This is a genomic window from Pseudomonas sp. P116 (assembly GCF_020149425.1).
GTDB lineage: Bacteria > Pseudomonadota > Gammaproteobacteria > Pseudomonadales > Pseudomonadaceae > Aquipseudomonas > Aquipseudomonas anatoliensis.
Window position 1 is genome coordinate 833,999 of sequence record NZ_JACVHB010000002.1, and the last position, 15,942, is coordinate 849,940.

Annotated in this window: 14 protein-coding genes; 2 read left to right on the forward strand and 12 right to left on the reverse strand. The window is 58.4% G+C overall.

Features of this window, described 5'->3' with window-relative positions; translation table 11 throughout:
* Positions 1-919: 919 nt before the first annotated feature.
* From ICA15_RS10095 to galE, 6 genes are all read right to left on the reverse strand, one after another.
* Positions 920-2,998: a YjbH domain-containing protein gene (locus tag ICA15_RS10095; protein ID WP_210553157.1), complete on the reverse strand. Its 2,079-nt coding sequence runs from the start codon at positions 2,996-2,998 to the stop codon at positions 920-922.
* Positions 2,995-3,723 carry a capsule biosynthesis GfcC family protein gene (locus ICA15_RS10100; protein WP_210553206.1) on the reverse strand — a complete coding sequence of 243 codons (729 nt, stop codon included), beginning with the start codon at positions 3,721-3,723 and terminating at the stop codon, positions 2,995-2,997. Before ICA15_RS10100 ends, ICA15_RS10095 begins: the two co-directional genes overlap by 4 nt.
* Before the next feature lie 29 nt (positions 3,724-3,752).
* On the reverse strand, positions 3,753-4,418 hold the full coding sequence (locus ICA15_RS10105; protein ID WP_150604473.1) for a YjbF family lipoprotein: 666 nt from the start codon (positions 4,416-4,418) through the stop codon (positions 3,753-3,755).
* Positions 4,419-4,429: 11 nt separating this feature from the next.
* Positions 4,430-5,491 carry a polysaccharide biosynthesis/export family protein gene (locus tag ICA15_RS10110; RefSeq protein WP_224450871.1) on the reverse strand — a complete coding sequence of 354 codons (1,062 nt, stop codon included), beginning with the start codon at positions 5,489-5,491 and terminating at the stop codon, positions 4,430-4,432.
* Positions 5,492-5,636: 145 nt separating this feature from the next.
* A complete protein-coding gene (locus ICA15_RS10115) occupies positions 5,637-5,873 on the reverse strand; it encodes a hypothetical protein (RefSeq protein WP_210553159.1) in 237 nt (78 codons plus the stop codon).
* Positions 5,874-6,104: 231 nt separating this feature from the next.
* Positions 6,105-7,121: a UDP-glucose 4-epimerase GalE gene (galE, locus tag ICA15_RS10120; RefSeq protein ID WP_210553160.1), complete on the reverse strand. Its 1,017-nt coding sequence runs from the start codon at positions 7,119-7,121 to the stop codon at positions 6,105-6,107.
* Between the two features lie 390 nt (positions 7,122-7,511).
* Between galE and galU the strand changes: the two genes are divergently transcribed.
* Complete coding sequence (galU, locus tag ICA15_RS10125) at positions 7,512-8,345, forward strand: UTP--glucose-1-phosphate uridylyltransferase GalU (protein WP_042560129.1); 834 nt, start codon at positions 7,512-7,514, stop codon at positions 8,343-8,345.
* Positions 8,346-8,392: 47 nt separating this feature from the next.
* Positions 8,393-8,803, forward strand: coding sequence for a mannose-1-phosphate guanylyltransferase (locus ICA15_RS10130; RefSeq protein WP_210553161.1), 411 nt, complete (start codon positions 8,393-8,395; stop codon positions 8,801-8,803).
* A 244-nt stretch (positions 8,804-9,047) separates the two neighbouring features.
* Here ICA15_RS10130 and ICA15_RS10135 read toward each other — a convergent pair whose 3' ends face one another.
* From ICA15_RS10135 to ICA15_RS10160, 6 genes are all read right to left on the reverse strand, one after another.
* A complete protein-coding gene (locus tag ICA15_RS10135) occupies positions 9,048-10,178 on the reverse strand; it encodes an SGNH/GDSL hydrolase family protein (protein WP_210553162.1) in 1,131 nt (376 codons plus the stop codon).
* Between the two features lie 153 nt (positions 10,179-10,331).
* On the reverse strand, positions 10,332-11,375 hold the full coding sequence (locus tag ICA15_RS10140) for an acyltransferase family protein (RefSeq protein ID WP_150604479.1): 1,044 nt from the start codon (positions 11,373-11,375) through the stop codon (positions 10,332-10,334).
* Between the two features lie 12 nt (positions 11,376-11,387).
* Complete coding sequence (locus ICA15_RS10145; RefSeq protein ID WP_150604480.1) at positions 11,388-12,491, reverse strand: hypothetical protein; 1,104 nt, start codon at positions 12,489-12,491, stop codon at positions 11,388-11,390.
* Entirely contained in the window at positions 12,482-13,714 is a 1,233-nt protein-coding gene (locus ICA15_RS10150) for a polysaccharide biosynthesis C-terminal domain-containing protein (RefSeq protein WP_210553163.1), read from the reverse strand. Before ICA15_RS10150 ends, ICA15_RS10145 begins: the two co-directional genes overlap by 10 nt.
* The gene (locus ICA15_RS10155; protein ID WP_150592508.1) at positions 13,711-14,823 is read right to left on the reverse strand and encodes a polysaccharide pyruvyl transferase family protein; all 1,113 of its coding nucleotides are present in this window, start codon (positions 14,821-14,823) and stop codon (positions 13,711-13,713) included. Before ICA15_RS10155 ends, ICA15_RS10150 begins: the two co-directional genes overlap by 4 nt.
* A 15-nt stretch (positions 14,824-14,838) precedes the next feature.
* Positions 14,839-15,921 (reverse strand): glycosyltransferase, encoded by a 1,083-nt coding sequence (locus ICA15_RS10160; RefSeq protein ID WP_210553164.1) that lies wholly within the window; start codon positions 15,919-15,921, stop codon positions 14,839-14,841.
* Positions 15,922-15,942 lie beyond the last annotated feature (21 nt).

Here is a 15,942-nt window from a genome sequence, read left to right on the forward strand (position 1 = left end):
GTAGGTCAGTCAACATCAGTGCTGAATGTGCCGCTGTCATCGCTGGCAAGCCAGCTCCCACAAAATCTCGGTGTGCCTGAGGTTTCGTGGTCGGGCACAGAACCCATGTAGGAGTGAGCCTGCTCGCGATAGCGGTGGGTCAGGCGACTGATGTCGGCTGATCTGACGCTATCGCGAGCAGGCTCACTCCTACAGGGGAAATATGGCGGGACGGGATTTGGTGGGTGACATCTGATCCTGTAGCAGCTGTCGAGTGAAACGAGGCTGCGATCTTTTGATCGTAAAGATCAGGATCAAAAGATCGCAGCGTTCCGCAGCTCCTACAGGGATTTGTGGTGGATCCGAGTTGGGGGCCGCGGCGAATGACCCTGTGGGGATGGCTTGCCAGATTGCGGTAGGTCAGTCAGTCAACATCAGTGCTGAATGTGCCGCCGCCATCGCTGGCAAGCTCCCACAAAAAAGCAAAAACACACCCCCCACCGCCCTCGCTTCTAACCACTCAACACAATGAGCGTTAGCTCGAGTGCAGCTCTTGATCCAAAAGGCCCGTCGGGAGGCTGAGTGCAGGGATTCATCCGGGGAGTACATCGAAAGGAGGTGCAGCGAAGCAAACCGGAATCGATGCCCCGGATGGATCCCGGAGCGAAGGAACCCCGAGCTTTAGCGAGCGGGCCGGACGTCAGGGCAAAGCCTTTTGGGTTACCTTTTCGGCGTTTGGAAAAGGTGACCCGCCGTAAGGGCGGAACCCTGAGAAGCCGTTACCGCAGCAACGGATATGTACCCCAACCAACAAAAACATCATCAACCAAGCGGACGCCTTCGCGAGCAAGCTCGCTCCCACAGTTGAACTGAGCACACCTGCAAAAACTGGTCGGCTGGCAAGCCAGCCACACAGGTTGAGTCCTCGCAAGACCAGTCATTACTCAGTGATCTTCTCAAAGTTGCGATAGAACATATCGTCATCGCGGCTATCGGTCATCGAGTGCAGTTGATAACCGCGATTGAGCCGCGCGCCGCCGTCTCGGGTCAGCGGTGCCCAGACCAGGTTGGCGCGGCGCATGGTCGACATGCTCATCATTTCGTCGAACGGAATCGACAGATAGAGCCCCTTGTCGAAGCTACCTTCACCGTACTCGGCGCTGCTGGCCGTGGTAATGGTCGCCCAGCCTCCGAAGCGTACGCCATTGGAAAACTCGCGAGAGATGTCCAGCGTGCCGCCCCAGTCGCCAGCCAGGTAACGGCCGACACTGACAGCCGCCAGCATGTCGTACGGCAAGTCGGTATAACCGGTGACATGCCCGGTCACCACCGAGTAATCGCGCAGGCCAAAACCCTGGTCGTATTCACGCTGGCGCACGTAGTTGAGGTCCGCGCCCACCGACCAGCGCTCGCCAGTCGGGCGGAACAGCACCTCGCCCCCTACCCCGGCAAACATCGACTCCAGATAACCGCCATAAACCATGCCATACAGGTCCTTATCCAACTGCTCGGCATGGCTCACCTGGAACATCGGCATGGTCACTTCGGACTCGGTCAGGTACTGACGCATATCCGTACGCACACGCGGCAAACCGCTGGGTGCGTCGTAGGTGAATTTGTCGAAGTTGTTGATCAGGTTGGCGCTGAGCAAACCGTTCCACCAGGTGTTGCGGTTGAAGCGGTACTCGGCGTCCGCGTCGGCACTGATTTGATAGAGAAAACCATCCGGGCCGCCGACGTTTTGCTTGAAGCCCAGACCCACGCCATAACTGAAGTGCTGCGGCGCTTCGCTGTAGAGGGTTTTCTCGTTGTGCGGCATCGCCGGATTGATTTCGGTGGTGCGGTGCAACGACAGCAGCGGCTCCTCGTTGTTGATCACTTCACGGAAGGTTTCGCGCGGCACGCTGGTTTCTTCCAGCGGCAAGTCGTAGCGCTTGTTGACCACGGTGAACCAGTTGATGTCGTCGTTGACGCTGTTGTCGAGAATCCGGCTCGCCCGCCCGACCGCTTTGGACGAATGAAAATAACGCTGCTGCTCGCCATACACGATCAGCTCGGAATCACGCTGAGTGATGCGCTCGACCTTGTAGCCGGCGTTTTGCTGCAAACGTTGCGAGACGTTGGCCCAGTCGACCTGCTCCATCGACGTGGTCGGCATCTTCGCCGGCAGCGGTTCCGGGGTTGGGTCGTAGGTCTTGGCCGGAGCCTTGCGGCTGACGAAATTGGTGTGAAACGTCACGCCGAACATCGCCGTGTTGCCGCGCTCCCACGCCGCACTGATGTCGACCGAATCGGCGACCTTGAACACCGCGCCGAAGTTGATCGGCGAGTCCTGTTTGATCACGTTGTCCTTCGGCTCGTGCTTGTAGTCGTTGCCTTCGTATTCGAGTTTCAGGCTCAGGCGATCCCATGGCGTCTGATAACTCACGCCGCCGAAGAATGAAGGCTTGCCGCGAAAGTACGAACCCGAGTTGACGTCACCGGTACCTTCGAGCGCAGGCCTTGTATCGAAGCGATCACTCACATAGCCCAACGGGTTGTCGATGTCGCCGCGATTGCCCAGGTAACCCCAGGCAATGCCGGCGCTGAAATCGAAATTGTCGTAGCGCTTGTTGGCGACGAAATATTCACTGGAGAACAAACCGGTACCGCCGATATCTCGGAAGCCCAGCGCCACATCGGGCAGCCAATGGCTTTCCTGCCACAGCCGGACCTTGGCGTCGACCGCCTTATCCTTATAGCTTTGGCTGCCGCTGAGGGCCTCGGAGCCGTACGGCCGGTTGGTGATCGCGGTGTAGCGAAACGAGCCTTCGAGCCAATCCAGTGGCTGCAACGAAACGCTGTAACGGCTGTAAGGCTCGGTGCGGTTGGCGTTGACGCTCAACTCGCCGGCCGGGGCCATGCGCGCCGTCGGCGTCTGCAACAGGCCTGTGCCACCGAAGTCACTTTGAGTAATACGCGGCTCGGCATGAGCCAGACCAACGGGCAATAACAACACAGCTGCAAAACGAAAATTCAACGAACCACCTCAGCCAATTGCGTGGCAATCAATTCGGCCAACTGCTGATTCAGTTCAGGAAGAGGCGGATCAAGATCATCATTTTTGACCGGCACCAGAATCTTGCTACCGGCGACGGGAATGTGCCCGCTCTCGCGATTCCAGTGAGCGATACCGACGCGCCGCGTAACGCCGTTGGGCTGGATCAGCCACAGGTAATCGGCCTCGGCATCGCTCAGGATCGAGCAGCCTTGCAGGTAATCGCGGGCTTCCTGCAACGGCTGATAGGGCAAGTGGCACGGCTCGGCGACAGCACCGAGCACTTCAACTTCGTCGACGCGCTTGGGGTAGATCAGGCGATCACCATCGTCCAGACGAATGTTGCGCGCGAAGCCGACTTCGATCGCGACCGGATCAAGATCGGCAATCTGCCGGCCAGTCACCGGCATCTGCCGGACTTGCTCGGTCAGCCGCTGCGCCAGCGCCCCACGGCTCGGCATGTCAAAGAGCAACGCCATGCGCTGCAAGACATCCAGATCGAACAGCACGCCAGCCTTGAGCCGCGCCTGCTCCTCCAGCAACGACTGGCGCAGCAACACGCCCGCCAACCAATAACCTTCAGCATTGGGCACGGCTTCGCTGATCACATCGAACAAGCGCCCGCCCGCCGGCAATTCAATCGGCCCGGGATTGGCGACATCGCCCGTCACCGTGACAGCGGCCTGGCTCACACCGGCAATCAACATCAGGCACGCTGAAAAAAAGCCCAGACGCTTCACGGCAGATGCCTGCGATCAGGTGTCAGTTGCACGATTCTGACGCGCAGTTGCGAGGTCAGTTGCTGCTCACTCTTGAAGATGAAACCGTCACGCGGATCAACCCAATAACGATTGGTCGCACTCAGACCGATGGCCGGGGCGTCAATCTGCTCATCGACACGTAGCACGGTGTATTCCTTGTCAAGAATGTCGAGGGTTTCCGTCGAGCGGCGGGTGAAACGACTGTTGACGATCACCCCGACTTCCTGGCCCTTGTAGAGGTCGATCCAGCGCCGAGAGGTAAAGCCATCGGCGACTTGATGCAGGCCTGACTTGAACGGCGAATCATCCGCCAGACGCGTGCCGTCGAGATCGCCCTCAAGGCCCAGACCAATGCTGCGCACAGCGAGGCCATCGCGCAGCAGCAGCACTTGCTTGCCGGAGGCGACCCAGAACTGCAGGTCTTCACGCTCGCGCACCAACGCCAGCACCCCGGAGCCGGACGGCGTGGTCAATTTGAGTTGCGGGTAGTTGACCTCGGCCACCTGAGCCGGCGTCACGTCCACTTCGTCAGGGCCGATCACCGCCGATTTCAAGTTGTTCAGGGACGCGCTCATCAGCGGGTTACAGCCACACAACAACAGGGCCGCCATCAGGCAGACACCCACTTTCAACGTGTTCACAGTCGGCGGCCTTATTTGCTGTTGTTACTGTATTCGCTCCAGTTCTTCGCAGCGGAAGCCCCGGTCCCGACAATCGACGCCGACGGCACCAACTGGCTGATGAAGCGGTTCCAGCGCGTCACGTTCGCAGGCCCGACATACACGACGTCCTGCGGCTGCACTTGAAAGTGCGTGGCCAGCGCCATGGCTGTCGGCGACTCGGCGTTCAACTGGTAGATTTTCGCCGGCTCGACGTCGAGATTTTCCACGCCGCGAATGACGTAAACCGCGTTGCCGTTGGAGGTGGTCTGGCTCAAGCCGCCGACCGAACCGAGCACATCGGAGAGGTTCATCGTCGCCGTCTTGAAGCTCAATGCGCGCGGCTGGTTGACTTCACCCATGACGTAAATTCGCTTGTTGTCGTTGTACGGCAGGTACAACTGATCGCCGCCCTTGAGGTACACGCCTTGCAACTCGGAATCCTGTTGATTGAGCGAGTCGAGATTGAGCGGATACATCCGCCCGTTACGCGTCAGCAGCAGGCCGGACAAATCCGCATTGCTGGTATCGATGCCGGCCGAACCCAGCGCTTCGACCACGCTCAGCGGGTTGGTCGAAATCGCCTGCGGGCCGGCCTTCACCACCGCGCCGGTGACCACAACTTTCTGACTGGCGAAACGCAATACGGCGACGTCCACCTGCGGCTCGGCGATGAACGCCGACAGCCGTTGTTCGATGTCTGCGCGCAGTTGCTGGATGGTCCGGCCGGCGGCCTGGACTTCCTTGATGAACGGGTAATACAGCGTGCCATCCGAGCGCACCAGACGGCCGTTGGCATCGATCTGTTGCTGCGCACCTGACGGCGCTGTCAGCTCGGGGTGATCCCAGACCGTGATGTACAGGACATCGTTATTGCCGATGCGGTACTCGGCCGGGGTCGTCAACAACTCCGGCGGCAGCGACGTGCGCTTTTGCGTGGCGCGGGTTGTAGAGATCAGCTTGGGCGTGATCGGAATCAGCTCGACCCGGCTACTTTCACTGGCACCCTGGCGGGTGATGTCGCTGGTGCTCAGGTATTGGCCCGGGGAAAACATGCAACCTTGTAAAGCGAGACTTGCCAACATTAAAAGAGAAAAACTACGAGTCATAATGGCACTACGCTATTCAAGGGCGGATCTAAAAAAAGAAGTCACCCGACTTGCGTCGGGCGACCCTGTACTGCACTAACAAAAACTACTGTTAGTTATGCGTGCCGGTTGTACCGGTGGTACCCGTCGTACCGGTGGTACCGCCGTTGGCACTGCCACCGCTGTTGGACGCCGCTACTGCACTGGCGACAATTGCAGTACTGGCTGCAGGGGCTTGCGAAGCCGCTACACTACCGCCTACATTGGTCGCCGCAGTAAGCGGCGCTTCAGCTGCGGCAGCCCAGTTGCTCAACATCGTCAACAGGGCAACTGCCATCACTTTCTTCATATCAACTCCTTTCTAACATTCGACCTGTTAAAAACCGGCCGGTGCTAGAGGTGGTAGAGTTCAAGTCCGCGAAAAATGCGAACAAGATCCGTTGTTCTTTCACAGTCCTACGCAACTGATAAAAGTCGAACGGCAGGTTTATATCTACGGACTTGCAAAAGGCATTTCCAGCGTATTTTCCCGACGATATCTAACACCTGACCGAAACTAACATTGGGCATCAAAACGACATTATCGGAGATAGCCCTTCGGATGGTTCGATTGCCAGCGCCAGGTGTCGGTGACCATGTCCTGCAAGTTGCGCGTGGCTTTCCAGCCCAGCTCTTGCGCAGCTTTGGATGCGTCGGCCCAACTCTCGGCGATATCCCCCGAACGTCGCGGCATCACCCGATACGGCACGGGTTGTCCGCAGGCCTTTTCGAACGCGTGCAACACCTGCAACACGCTGTAGCCATCGCCGGTGCCGAGGTTCCAGGTATGAATGCCGCTGCGTCCGGAAATCGACTGCAAGGCTTTCAAATGCCCGTCCGCCAGGTCAACCACGTGGATGTAATCACGCACACCGGTGCCGTCGACCGTGGGGTAATCGTCGCCAAAAATCGACAACTCTTGCAGGCTACCCACCGCGACCTGGCTGATATAAGGCAGCAGGTTGTTGGGAATGCCGTTCGGGTCTTCACCCATCTGGCCGCTGTGATGCGCGCCGATCGGATTGAAGTAACGCAGCAAGGCGATGCTCCAGCGCGGCTCGGACTGGCACAGATCGCGCAAAACGTTTTCGACGATCAGCTTGGATTGCCCGTAGGGATTGGTCGGAGTACCGGTCGGAAAGTCTTCGCGGATCGGCATCTGCGCCGGCTCGCCGTAGACCGTGGCCGATGAGCTGAATACCAGGCGAAACACCCCCGCCGCCGCCATCGCCTGACACAACGTGATGCTGCCGCTGACGTTGGTCTCGTAATACTCAAGCGGCTTGCGCACGCTCTCGCCGACCGCTTTGAGACCGGCGAAATGCAGCACGCCGTCGATGGCATGCTCGTTGAATATCCGGTCAAGCAACGCCCGGTCGCAGACATCACCGCGAATCATCTGCGCACTTTTACCGCAGATGGCCTCCACCGCATGCAGTGCCGCATCGCTGCTGTTGCAAAGATTATCCAGCACGACAACTTCATAACCTGCTTCAAGCAGCGCAAGTGTGGTGTGCGAGCCGATATAGCCGGCGCCACCGGTTACCAGAATCTTCATAGCGCGGTCCGTGATTGGAGAAGTAACAAGTAGCGTGTCAAGCCTGTTGTTGTGGAGATGTGTCGCAATCCACACAAACCAGGCGACAACAACCGAAAACAAAACTAGTTCAATGACTGGCAATAAATATTTTTGCAGGTCACACTGTATTGCCCGCTACTTATTAGCACTGCAAGTGCGCTCATCACTATCAACAGATACCGACTAAAAATAACTAATAACGTGCCATCCGACATCTCATAACATTGTCGCGATTTACCGGCGCATTCAATTGCTATTAATAACCTGACTCAGGTATTAAAGCAGTCGTTCAATAACTATTGAAACTTGCACTCCTTCGTTAGTGCGCGCACCCGTTGGCTGTGTTCCATGACTGTCCAGGATACTTTTATGATTCGTAAATGTTTGTTCCCCGCTGCCGGATATGGCACGCGTTTCTTGCCAGCCACCAAAGCCATGCCGAAAGAGATGCTGCCGATCGTCAACAAGCCGTTGATCGAGTACGCCGTCGAAGAAGCACGCGATGCCGGCCTGCAACACATGGCCATCGTCACCGGCCGGGGCAAGCGTGCGCTGGAAGATCATTTCGACATCAGCTACGAACTCGAACACCAGATCCGCGGCACCGAGAAAGAGAAATTCCTTGCCGGCACCCGCGAGCTGATCGACACCTGCACCTTCTCCTACACCCGTCAGGTAGAAATGAAGGGCTTGGGCCACGCGATTCTCAGCGGTCGTCCGTTGATCGGCGACGAGCCATTCGCCGTGGTCCTGGCCGATGACCTGTGCCTGAACCTGGAAGGTGACGGCGTGCTCACGCAGATGATCCAGCTCTACAAGAAATTCCGTTGCTCGATCGTTGCGATCCAGGAAGTCCCGGCCGATCAGACGCACAAGTACGGCGTGATTGCCGGCGAGCTGATTTCCGATGGCATTTATCGGGTCAACAACATGGTCGAAAAACCGGCGCCGCAGGATGCGCCTTCGAACCTGGCGATCATCGGTCGTTACATCCTGACGCCAGACATTTTCGACCTGATCGCCGACACCCAACCGGGCAAGGGCGGCGAGATCCAGATCACCGACGCCTTGATGAAACAGGCGCAAAACGGTTGCGTGCTGGCCTACAAGTTCAAGGGGCTGCGCTTCGACTGCGGCGACGCCGAGGGTTACCTGCAAGCGACCAACTTCTGCTACGAAAACGTCTACCTCAAGGGCCGCTGAGACGGCCCACCCATCCACCGCCCACTTTTCATTTCAGGCAGGCCTCTATGAACATTGCACAACATTCGGCAGACATTGAACGTGAGGTGGGCAACCTCGGGGTAGTCAGTTGGTTGTCGCGCCATCAGCCGTTGCCCAGCGCCAACGAGTCCTGGCTGGGCAGCATTTTGCTGGTGGAGCGCATTGGCATGTTTCCGTCCTCCGGCGATATTCGCCGGCCACTGGCCGATCCCTATCCCCTGCTCGCTCACCTGAAAAAGCTCTACAGCGAGCAGGCGCTGGAAATCGATGACCGCGACGGCCTGAAAGTGATTTTCAGCGACTGGCGCTTCCGGTTGCGCATCTGCTGCAACGACCCGGCGATCATCATCAACGTGGAGACGCGTTGTGATACGCGGTTGATGCCGCAGAAGCTTGCGGAGTTGTTGAGTCAACTGGACGGCTTCGAAAAAGCGTAAGCCCCAACGCTCACCTGTTGATTTTATATCCCCGTTATCCCGGTTATCCCGGTTGCCCCGGTTTGCTCGGTTGGCTCGGTTGCCCCTGTAGGAGCTGCCGAAGGCTGCGATCTTTTGATCTTGGAAAACAAAGTCAAAAGATCGCAGCCTTCGGCAGCTCCTACAGAGGTATGCGTTTTCATGCCTTCACACGCGGGACAGAGGTATGCGTTTTCCTGCCTTCACACGCGGGACAGGGGAACGATCACAGTGGGGAAGCGGCGCAACCGTCCTTGGCGCCAGTGATCCAGCCGTAGAAATAATCGGCAATCACCTTGCCGCCCGTCGCCGGCACTGGATGAATCTTGTCCGGGCCGATCATCGCGGCCGCATAACGTTTGACGTCGCTGCCGAACGCGCATTGCAGATTGGCGTACCCCAGATGTTGGGACTGAGCCCAAGGCTGCAAAACCTGCGCATAAGCCGACATCGGATAAGCACTGGAGCGCGTGGTGTCCTGACGCATGATCAGGTTGATGCTCGCCGCTGGCTGAATCTCACGGATCATTGCCACCAGACCCTGCACGTTGTGCAAATACGTCTCGGGCTTCACGCCAAAGCCCTGATCGTTGCCACCGAGCATGATCAGATAAACGTCGGCAGGAATCTTCGACACGGCCGCTTTCCACTGTGTCTGCCACTTCGGATCGCTGTGATAGAAGTCAGCGGATGCCGCGCCTGACGCCGCCAGTTTGGACACCCGCACGCCACCCTGATCGTTGCTCATCCACAGGCCGAACAGGGTTGGCGCGCCTTTCACCACCTCCAGCCGAAACGCCCAATCCGCCGCTGTCGGCGTGTCCGGCAATGGCACCTCTTGTACGCCGGAACCGGCGAGCTTCAAAGGTTTCCAGTCTTGCGCTGGCGTCCAGCGATAGCGGACCTCACTGGACTCACCGTTGCCCAGATAAAGTAATTTCGCTTGGGTGACGGCTGTGTTGATCGCCGGTGTCGGGCTGGCATCGACCTGCAACCATGCGCCGGGCCGCCCCGTCACCGTTCGGCTATCGGGGCTGGCCTGGCCGAGGCCGGAGACCTTCCAGTCGCCGCCAAAATACTTCTCGCTGCTGCGGGTGTATTTGAAGTGTGTGCCGCCCAGCGCTGCGCCGTGGTTGAAACCGACGTAGCCAGGCCCGGCGAAACCCACCTCCCCGGCCACCCGCTGCACCAGTTTGTTCAGATAGAAATCCTGCCCGGCGCTGTAGCTGTCGCCGATCACCGAAACCGCCAGCACCTTGCCAGCCTTGCCTTCACGCCATTGCGCAAAACGCTCACGCGCGTCACCTACTTCGACCACCGACGCTGCAACGGGCTGAGCGTCATCAACTGCCAACATGCATAAATTCCTTCATTCAATAATGCCCCCTGTAGGAGCATTCGAGTGAAACGAGGCTGCGATCTTTTGATCTTGCTTTTGAAGATCAAGATCAAAAGATCGCAGCGTGCCGCAGCTCCTACAGGGATACCGCTCAGTGTGCTCGCGAAGCTTTCAGCTATTGATTGGCGCCACCGGAGTGATGATCGCTGGCGGTTTTTTCTTCGCCGCCCGCTCCCCCAGAAACAGCACCGAGGTGAAGTTGAACCGACTGAAAATCATCGACAACACCACTGGTCCAAGCAACCCGCACGCCACGCCGCCGAACACCAGCAAGCTCTCATCCTTAACGCCCAGACGTCCCAGCACAAACCGCGAAGTGGCGGCGAACAAAACATGGAACAGGAAAATCGCATAGGAATACCCGCCCAGCCACGTCAGCCCCTTCGAGCGCATATCGCTCGACAGCAGCGCGAAGCAGGACACGCACCCGACCGTCAGGCCAATCACACTACGGCGATCAACAATCAGCTCGCGATCCACTGCCGCGACATACAACAGCGTCAGCGAGATCAGCACAAACACCAACGGCCCGATCATCTTGAAGCGCTGTCTCAACGCGTCGACATTCTCTTGGCCGATCATCCCCGCCACGAAAAACGGCAGCAGGTAGATCGCGCCGTTGATGCCGAACGCATCGAAGGTGAACGGTGGCAGCAGAAATATCGCTGCGGCAAAGGCAAACAGCAGATACAGGCGCATTGGCGAGCGCAGCAGACCCCGCCACTCCAGCAAGCCGACGAACATGAAAATGATGAACACCGCCTGCAAGAACCAGAAGTGATTGATCGGCACCCAGAAAGACAACAACGCGTCGATCACACCGACATCCTTGTTCACCCCCGGGCCTACCGCCTGCAAGACCGAGAATGGCACACCCACGCAAAACAGCGGCACTATCAGGCGCCGAACCTTGCCGGTGAAGAACGTGGAAAAGTCATTCCCGCGGATTTTGTAAATCGAGTAGATGTAGCCGGAAATGAAGGTGAACAGCGGCATGCGCACGTACACCATCGAGTCGGCGAGCACTCGAAACGGTGAGCCCAGATCGATCTTCAAACCACCGCCCAGCGGGCCGATGACGTGATAGAGCACCAGCAGCAGGCACGCCAGGCCGCGCAGGGTTTCGATCTCCAGGGACTTTTTCTTGCTCGACATAAAGCACCTGCCTCAATTCAGAATTCTTGATTCGACCTGCACCGGTTTGTTCGCGCGCAGCATCAAGCCCAGGCCCACGAACAGCACTGGCACGACCATCGAGAAGTGCCGGGCGAAGGAGCCGAAGTCCGGTTCGAACAAACCCTGCACCAGCAAAAATGCCAGCGGAATCGCGATCAGTTCCTTGGGTTTGGTCTGGATCGGTGTGCCCTTGTAATCGGTTGACGTGATGACTTTGAACAGCAGCAGCGTGGTCATGATCATCAAGGCGACGAAGATCGCCTGGCCCGGACCGGACAGCAGAATCAGCTCCACGGGGAACGACAACCGGAAGAAGATGATCATCGAGTCCAGCGCTTGCGAGACGAAGTCACTGCCGCTGAGCCACGACACGATCAACGATTTCGAGCCCTCCTCCCCCGCCGTGCGCAACTCGTTGTTGCTCGCACGAATCGACGACACCGGAAACCCGAGCGCCAACTGAATCGCCGTGGCGACCGCCAGGTAGAACAGGAACAGCATGAGGAAAAAGGTCGTTCGCGAGACGTACTTTTTCATCACGCAGACTCCGACCCAGGACAGCGAAAACAGAATCCAGTACGGCCGGATCAATACGCCGTAGATCACCGCCGACAGGAAAAACCCGCCGCGATATTTGCGCGTCAACGAGCTGAGCAAAATGCTCAGCACCGCCACCGAGACGATGATTTCCTTGGTCAGGTTTTCCAGAAAAAACGAGCGGACGATGCCCCACAGACACAAGGTGCCGAAGATCGCCAGCGGCATGCGCCGGAACACTACGACCGGAATGGCCGTGAGGAAAAAATTGCAGAACATGCCGTAGGCCCAGGCGTTGGTCAGATCGATCCCGGTGGGCCGCAGCAGGAACGCCGAACACTCGTAGGACGAGCGATCCGGCGAGAACGGATTCCAGAAATTGCAGTTGTCGGCGCGTGCATAGGACGACCATAACGTCATGGCATCCGGCCCGGGCGCGCGAGGGACCAGCAGCGGCATGGCCACCGACAGAAACAGACCGGTGAAGAGGATCAGGAACGAGACGTACGAATCGAGTTTCTTGCCACGAAACTCGATGCACGGCAGCTTCAGGCCCATGACACAGCGGCCTTCTTCGCGCCGGTCACACGCGTCAACACGGCAATCACGCCAAGCTGCACGATGATCGCAAAGACGTTGCCCCACGCCGCGCCATAGATCGAATAGTGCTTGATCAGCATGTAGCTGACCGGCACCGAAACCAGCAAACAGATCGCCGCGCTGGCGAGTGACACGCGACTGTTTTTCGAGGCAATCAAACCACCCCAGACGATGTCGCCAATCGCGCGCAAGGCGAAGGAAAAGATCAGCACTGCGAGGATCGCGTTGTCCGGACGTGGCACGCTGGTCGCGACGTAATCGAGCACCACGTTGAAGAACAGATAAATCGCCACCGCCACTGCAGCGGACACCACCAGCGAGCGCATGACCCATTTGTTGACGAACAATTGCCTGACCGTGAACGCTTGCTGATCGGCCTGAAAACGCTTGGCCAGCACCGGAATGCCGACCACCGCCACCACCGCGTAGGACAACGCTTGCAGGGTGTTGGCCGCCGACCACGCGTACACGTATTTACCTAGGCTGGCGTAGGGTTCGAGGTCGATGATCAGAAAGCGTTCGGCGTACTGACTCAACGCGATCAGACCGGTGCCGAGGTAGAACGGCAATCCGGCCTTCCACACAGTCGCGGTGGCCAGCGTTCCGGCTTCTCGCCCGCGATGAACGTTCACCACAATCAGGTAGCCGGCGATGATCACCAGCACGTTGGCGACCACCCACAGCCACAACACGCTGGCAATGCCCGACACCCAGCCGAGCATCATCCCGCCCACCGCCAACAACGCCCACAGGCCGGTCTTGATGAAAAACAGCAGCGCGCCCGCTGTGGCTTTCTGCGCGGAAAACACGAACGAGTTGATTTCGAACGACAGGTGTTCGGTGAGCAACACCAGAGTCACGCAGAGGATCAGCGCCATCGGCGCCTCGACTGCCTGGAACAGTGAGTAAATCAGCACTGTCGCCACCGACAACACCAGCCCTACCGCCAGATACAGCAGCAAAACCTTTTCGACGACCCGGCGCGAACTGCCGCCGACACTGATCAGCCGATTGATTTCCGAACTGAAGCCGACGCTGTAGAACTTCGAGGCAATCAACGATGCCGCGACCACCACGCCGTAAAAGCCCAACGCCTCATAACCGAGGTAATGAGTGATAGCCAACACCAGCAAAAACTTCGCGCCCAAGGCTCCGCCGCGAAGCAGTAGCCGAAATATCATCGAACGATCCCTTTGATGATCTCGTCCATGGCCACGGTTTTTGCCTCGATCTCGCGGCAGGTGTCGGTCAGGCGTTTGCCGAAATTCGACAGCGCGTTCGGCGCGTAAACCGTGTTGATGATGGTATCGACATTGATGTCGCCGCCGTTGATCACCCAGTCCTCGACGCCCATGTCCTGATAAGCGCCGAAGCCCTTGCGCTCGTAGCTGATGTGGTACGCCGGAACACCCGAGAGCAGCGATTCGATCGCGCCGTGCAAGCGCACGGAAATCACCAGATCCGGCTGATACTTGGCAATTGTCGCCTTCAGTGACAGCAAGTCTTCGCTGATGCCCAGTTCGCGATAGAACGCGCCGTCATCGTTGCCGCGCACGGCACTTTGCACGGCGCAGACCACTTTGCTTTTGTTCTTCAGGCGTTGCAGCAACACCTTCAGATTGGCGACGTAGGCGACCTTCTTTTCCTTGCTCCACTCTGGAGGCTTGCGCAGCACGACGCACACCGTGGCCGGCGACGCGGCGCAACGGGTGAACTTGGGTTGCTGCAGAATTTTGCTGGCCAACGATTGCACCGCCAGATCCGGCGCGCGGTAGACGTTTTCACAGGCATCGAAGATCGCCGACGAACGATTGTCACGCACGAACACCGCATCGGCACTGGCGTAATGCTCGACGATTTTGCTGCTCTCGCCATGGAACGGGCCGATGCTTTGCGGCAGGTACACCGACGGCACTTTGCTGAGGATCGCGGTTTCCAGTTGCTTGGCGTGGCCGAGTTTCAACTTGATGTGCTCGAAAGCACTTTTCGAGCGCATGTAACCGCCGCCGACGCCGACGATCAGGTCGGTTTTGCGCAACAGGTCGGCGAGCCCGGCGTAGGACTGATTCAGAAACACCGCTTGTTTGACCCGGCCCAACCCTTTGGCTGCCATCACCGGCGCGTCAAAACGTGGGTGCGGCAGGTAGCTGAAGGATTGCGGATCGGACGCCACAACGCTGATCGCGGTGTCGTCACCAAAGTTGCGCTGCACCAGGGCAATGGCCAGATCGACGAGCAGGCCGTCACCGGAGTTGGACGCACTGTAGCCATGCAAAATCGTTACGTTCATAAGCTTGAGTTCTACTTAATAAGTGGGAGCGCGATACAGATCGTAGGTCTGGCGGATCATCAACGCGGCGCTGAAACGCTCGCGGACAATGCTGCGGCCCTCGTTGCCGAGGTCGAGCAAGCGCGGCTTCTGGATTTTCGCCAGCACATCGGCCAACGCCTGGTGATCACCGGTCGGGAAGACGTAACCGGACACCTCGTTGCTGACCAGCTCGGGCAGCGACGTGCAGTCACTGGCGATCACCGGCAGCCCCATGGCCATGCCTTCCAGCGGCACCATGGCAAAACCTTCCCAGCGACTCGGGACGATCAGCGCATCGGCTTGCTGATACAGCGCGTGCACTTCGCTCGGTGTCACCCACGGCAGGTATTCAACCGAATCCATCGGCGGGCACTCGACCGAGTCTTCGTTGACCGCACTGCCGACCACGGTCAGTTTCAGATCGCTGCGCTGCACCTTGGCGTAGGCCTTGAGCAACACGTCGAAGCCTTTCTGGTAGTCGAGTCGACCGACAAACAACAAATGAATCGGCTCGGGATTGGCGATTTTTGCCGCCTCGTCCCGGCGATGAATGCCGTTGTAGATAAGGCGCATGCGCTTGCGCTCGATGCCGAAACGCGCGGCTTTATCGAGTTCGTACTGACTGACGCAAATGATCACGTCGGTGACCTTCTGCAAGACGCGCTCGATCCACGCATAGACTTTCTGCTTGATCGGCGAGCTTTCCATCAGGAACGAAAACGCATGCGGGCAGTAGACGATCTTTGGCTTGCGCCAAGGTCGCAGCAGCACGCAAACGCAACGGCCGATCACCCCGGAAAAGGTGCTGTGCAGATGCACCACATCGGGTTTTTCCTTGAGCATCACCTGCGCCAGGCGCCAGGCGAAACGCAGCAGCGACGGCACGTTGCGCCCGGTCCGGGCGAAGGTGCGGATCTGCTGCGCAGCAATGCCGTGCAGCTCTTTTTCCTGATCCTGCGGGACCAGATAAACCAGCTCGTAATTGGCAACGTCGTCTTCGGGCGACGTCGAAATCGTGCGAATGACCGTCGCGACTCCACCTTTGATTGTCTCAGCTACATGCAGTATTTTTTTCACAACTCACCCACCTCATGTATG

Coding starts and splice junctions, on each gene's coding strand:
- ICA15_RS10100 (WP_210553206.1), bottom strand. CDS start 3,723: ATGTTGATTGCCGGTGTGAGCCAGGCCGCTGTCACGGTGACGGGCGAT.
- ICA15_RS10110 (WP_224450871.1), bottom strand. CDS start 5,491: ATGTTTTCCCCGGGCCAATACCTGAGCACCAGCGACATCACCCGCCAG.
- ICA15_RS10115 (WP_210553159.1), bottom strand. CDS start 5,873: ATGAAGAAAGTGATGGCAGTTGCCCTGTTGACGATGTTGAGCAACTGG.
- galE (WP_210553160.1), bottom strand. CDS start 7,121: ATGAAGATTCTGGTAACCGGTGGCGCCGGCTATATCGGCTCGCACACC.
- galU (WP_042560129.1), top strand. CDS start 7,512: ATGATTCGTAAATGTTTGTTCCCCGCTGCCGGATATGGCACGCGTTTC.
- ICA15_RS10130 (WP_210553161.1), top strand. CDS start 8,393: ATGAACATTGCACAACATTCGGCAGACATTGAACGTGAGGTGGGCAAC.
- ICA15_RS10135 (WP_210553162.1), bottom strand. CDS start 10,178: ATGTTGGCAGTTGATGACGCTCAGCCCGTTGCAGCGTCGGTGGTCGAA.
- ICA15_RS10140 (WP_150604479.1), bottom strand. CDS start 11,375: ATGTCGAGCAAGAAAAAGTCCCTGGAGATCGAAACCCTGCGCGGCCTG.
- ICA15_RS10145 (WP_150604480.1), bottom strand. CDS start 12,491: ATGGGCCTGAAGCTGCCGTGCATCGAGTTTCGTGGCAAGAAACTCGAT.
- ICA15_RS10150 (WP_210553163.1), bottom strand. CDS start 13,714: ATGATATTTCGGCTACTGCTTCGCGGCGGAGCCTTGGGCGCGAAGTTT.
- ICA15_RS10155 (WP_150592508.1), bottom strand. CDS start 14,823: ATGAACGTAACGATTTTGCATGGCTACAGTGCGTCCAACTCCGGTGAC.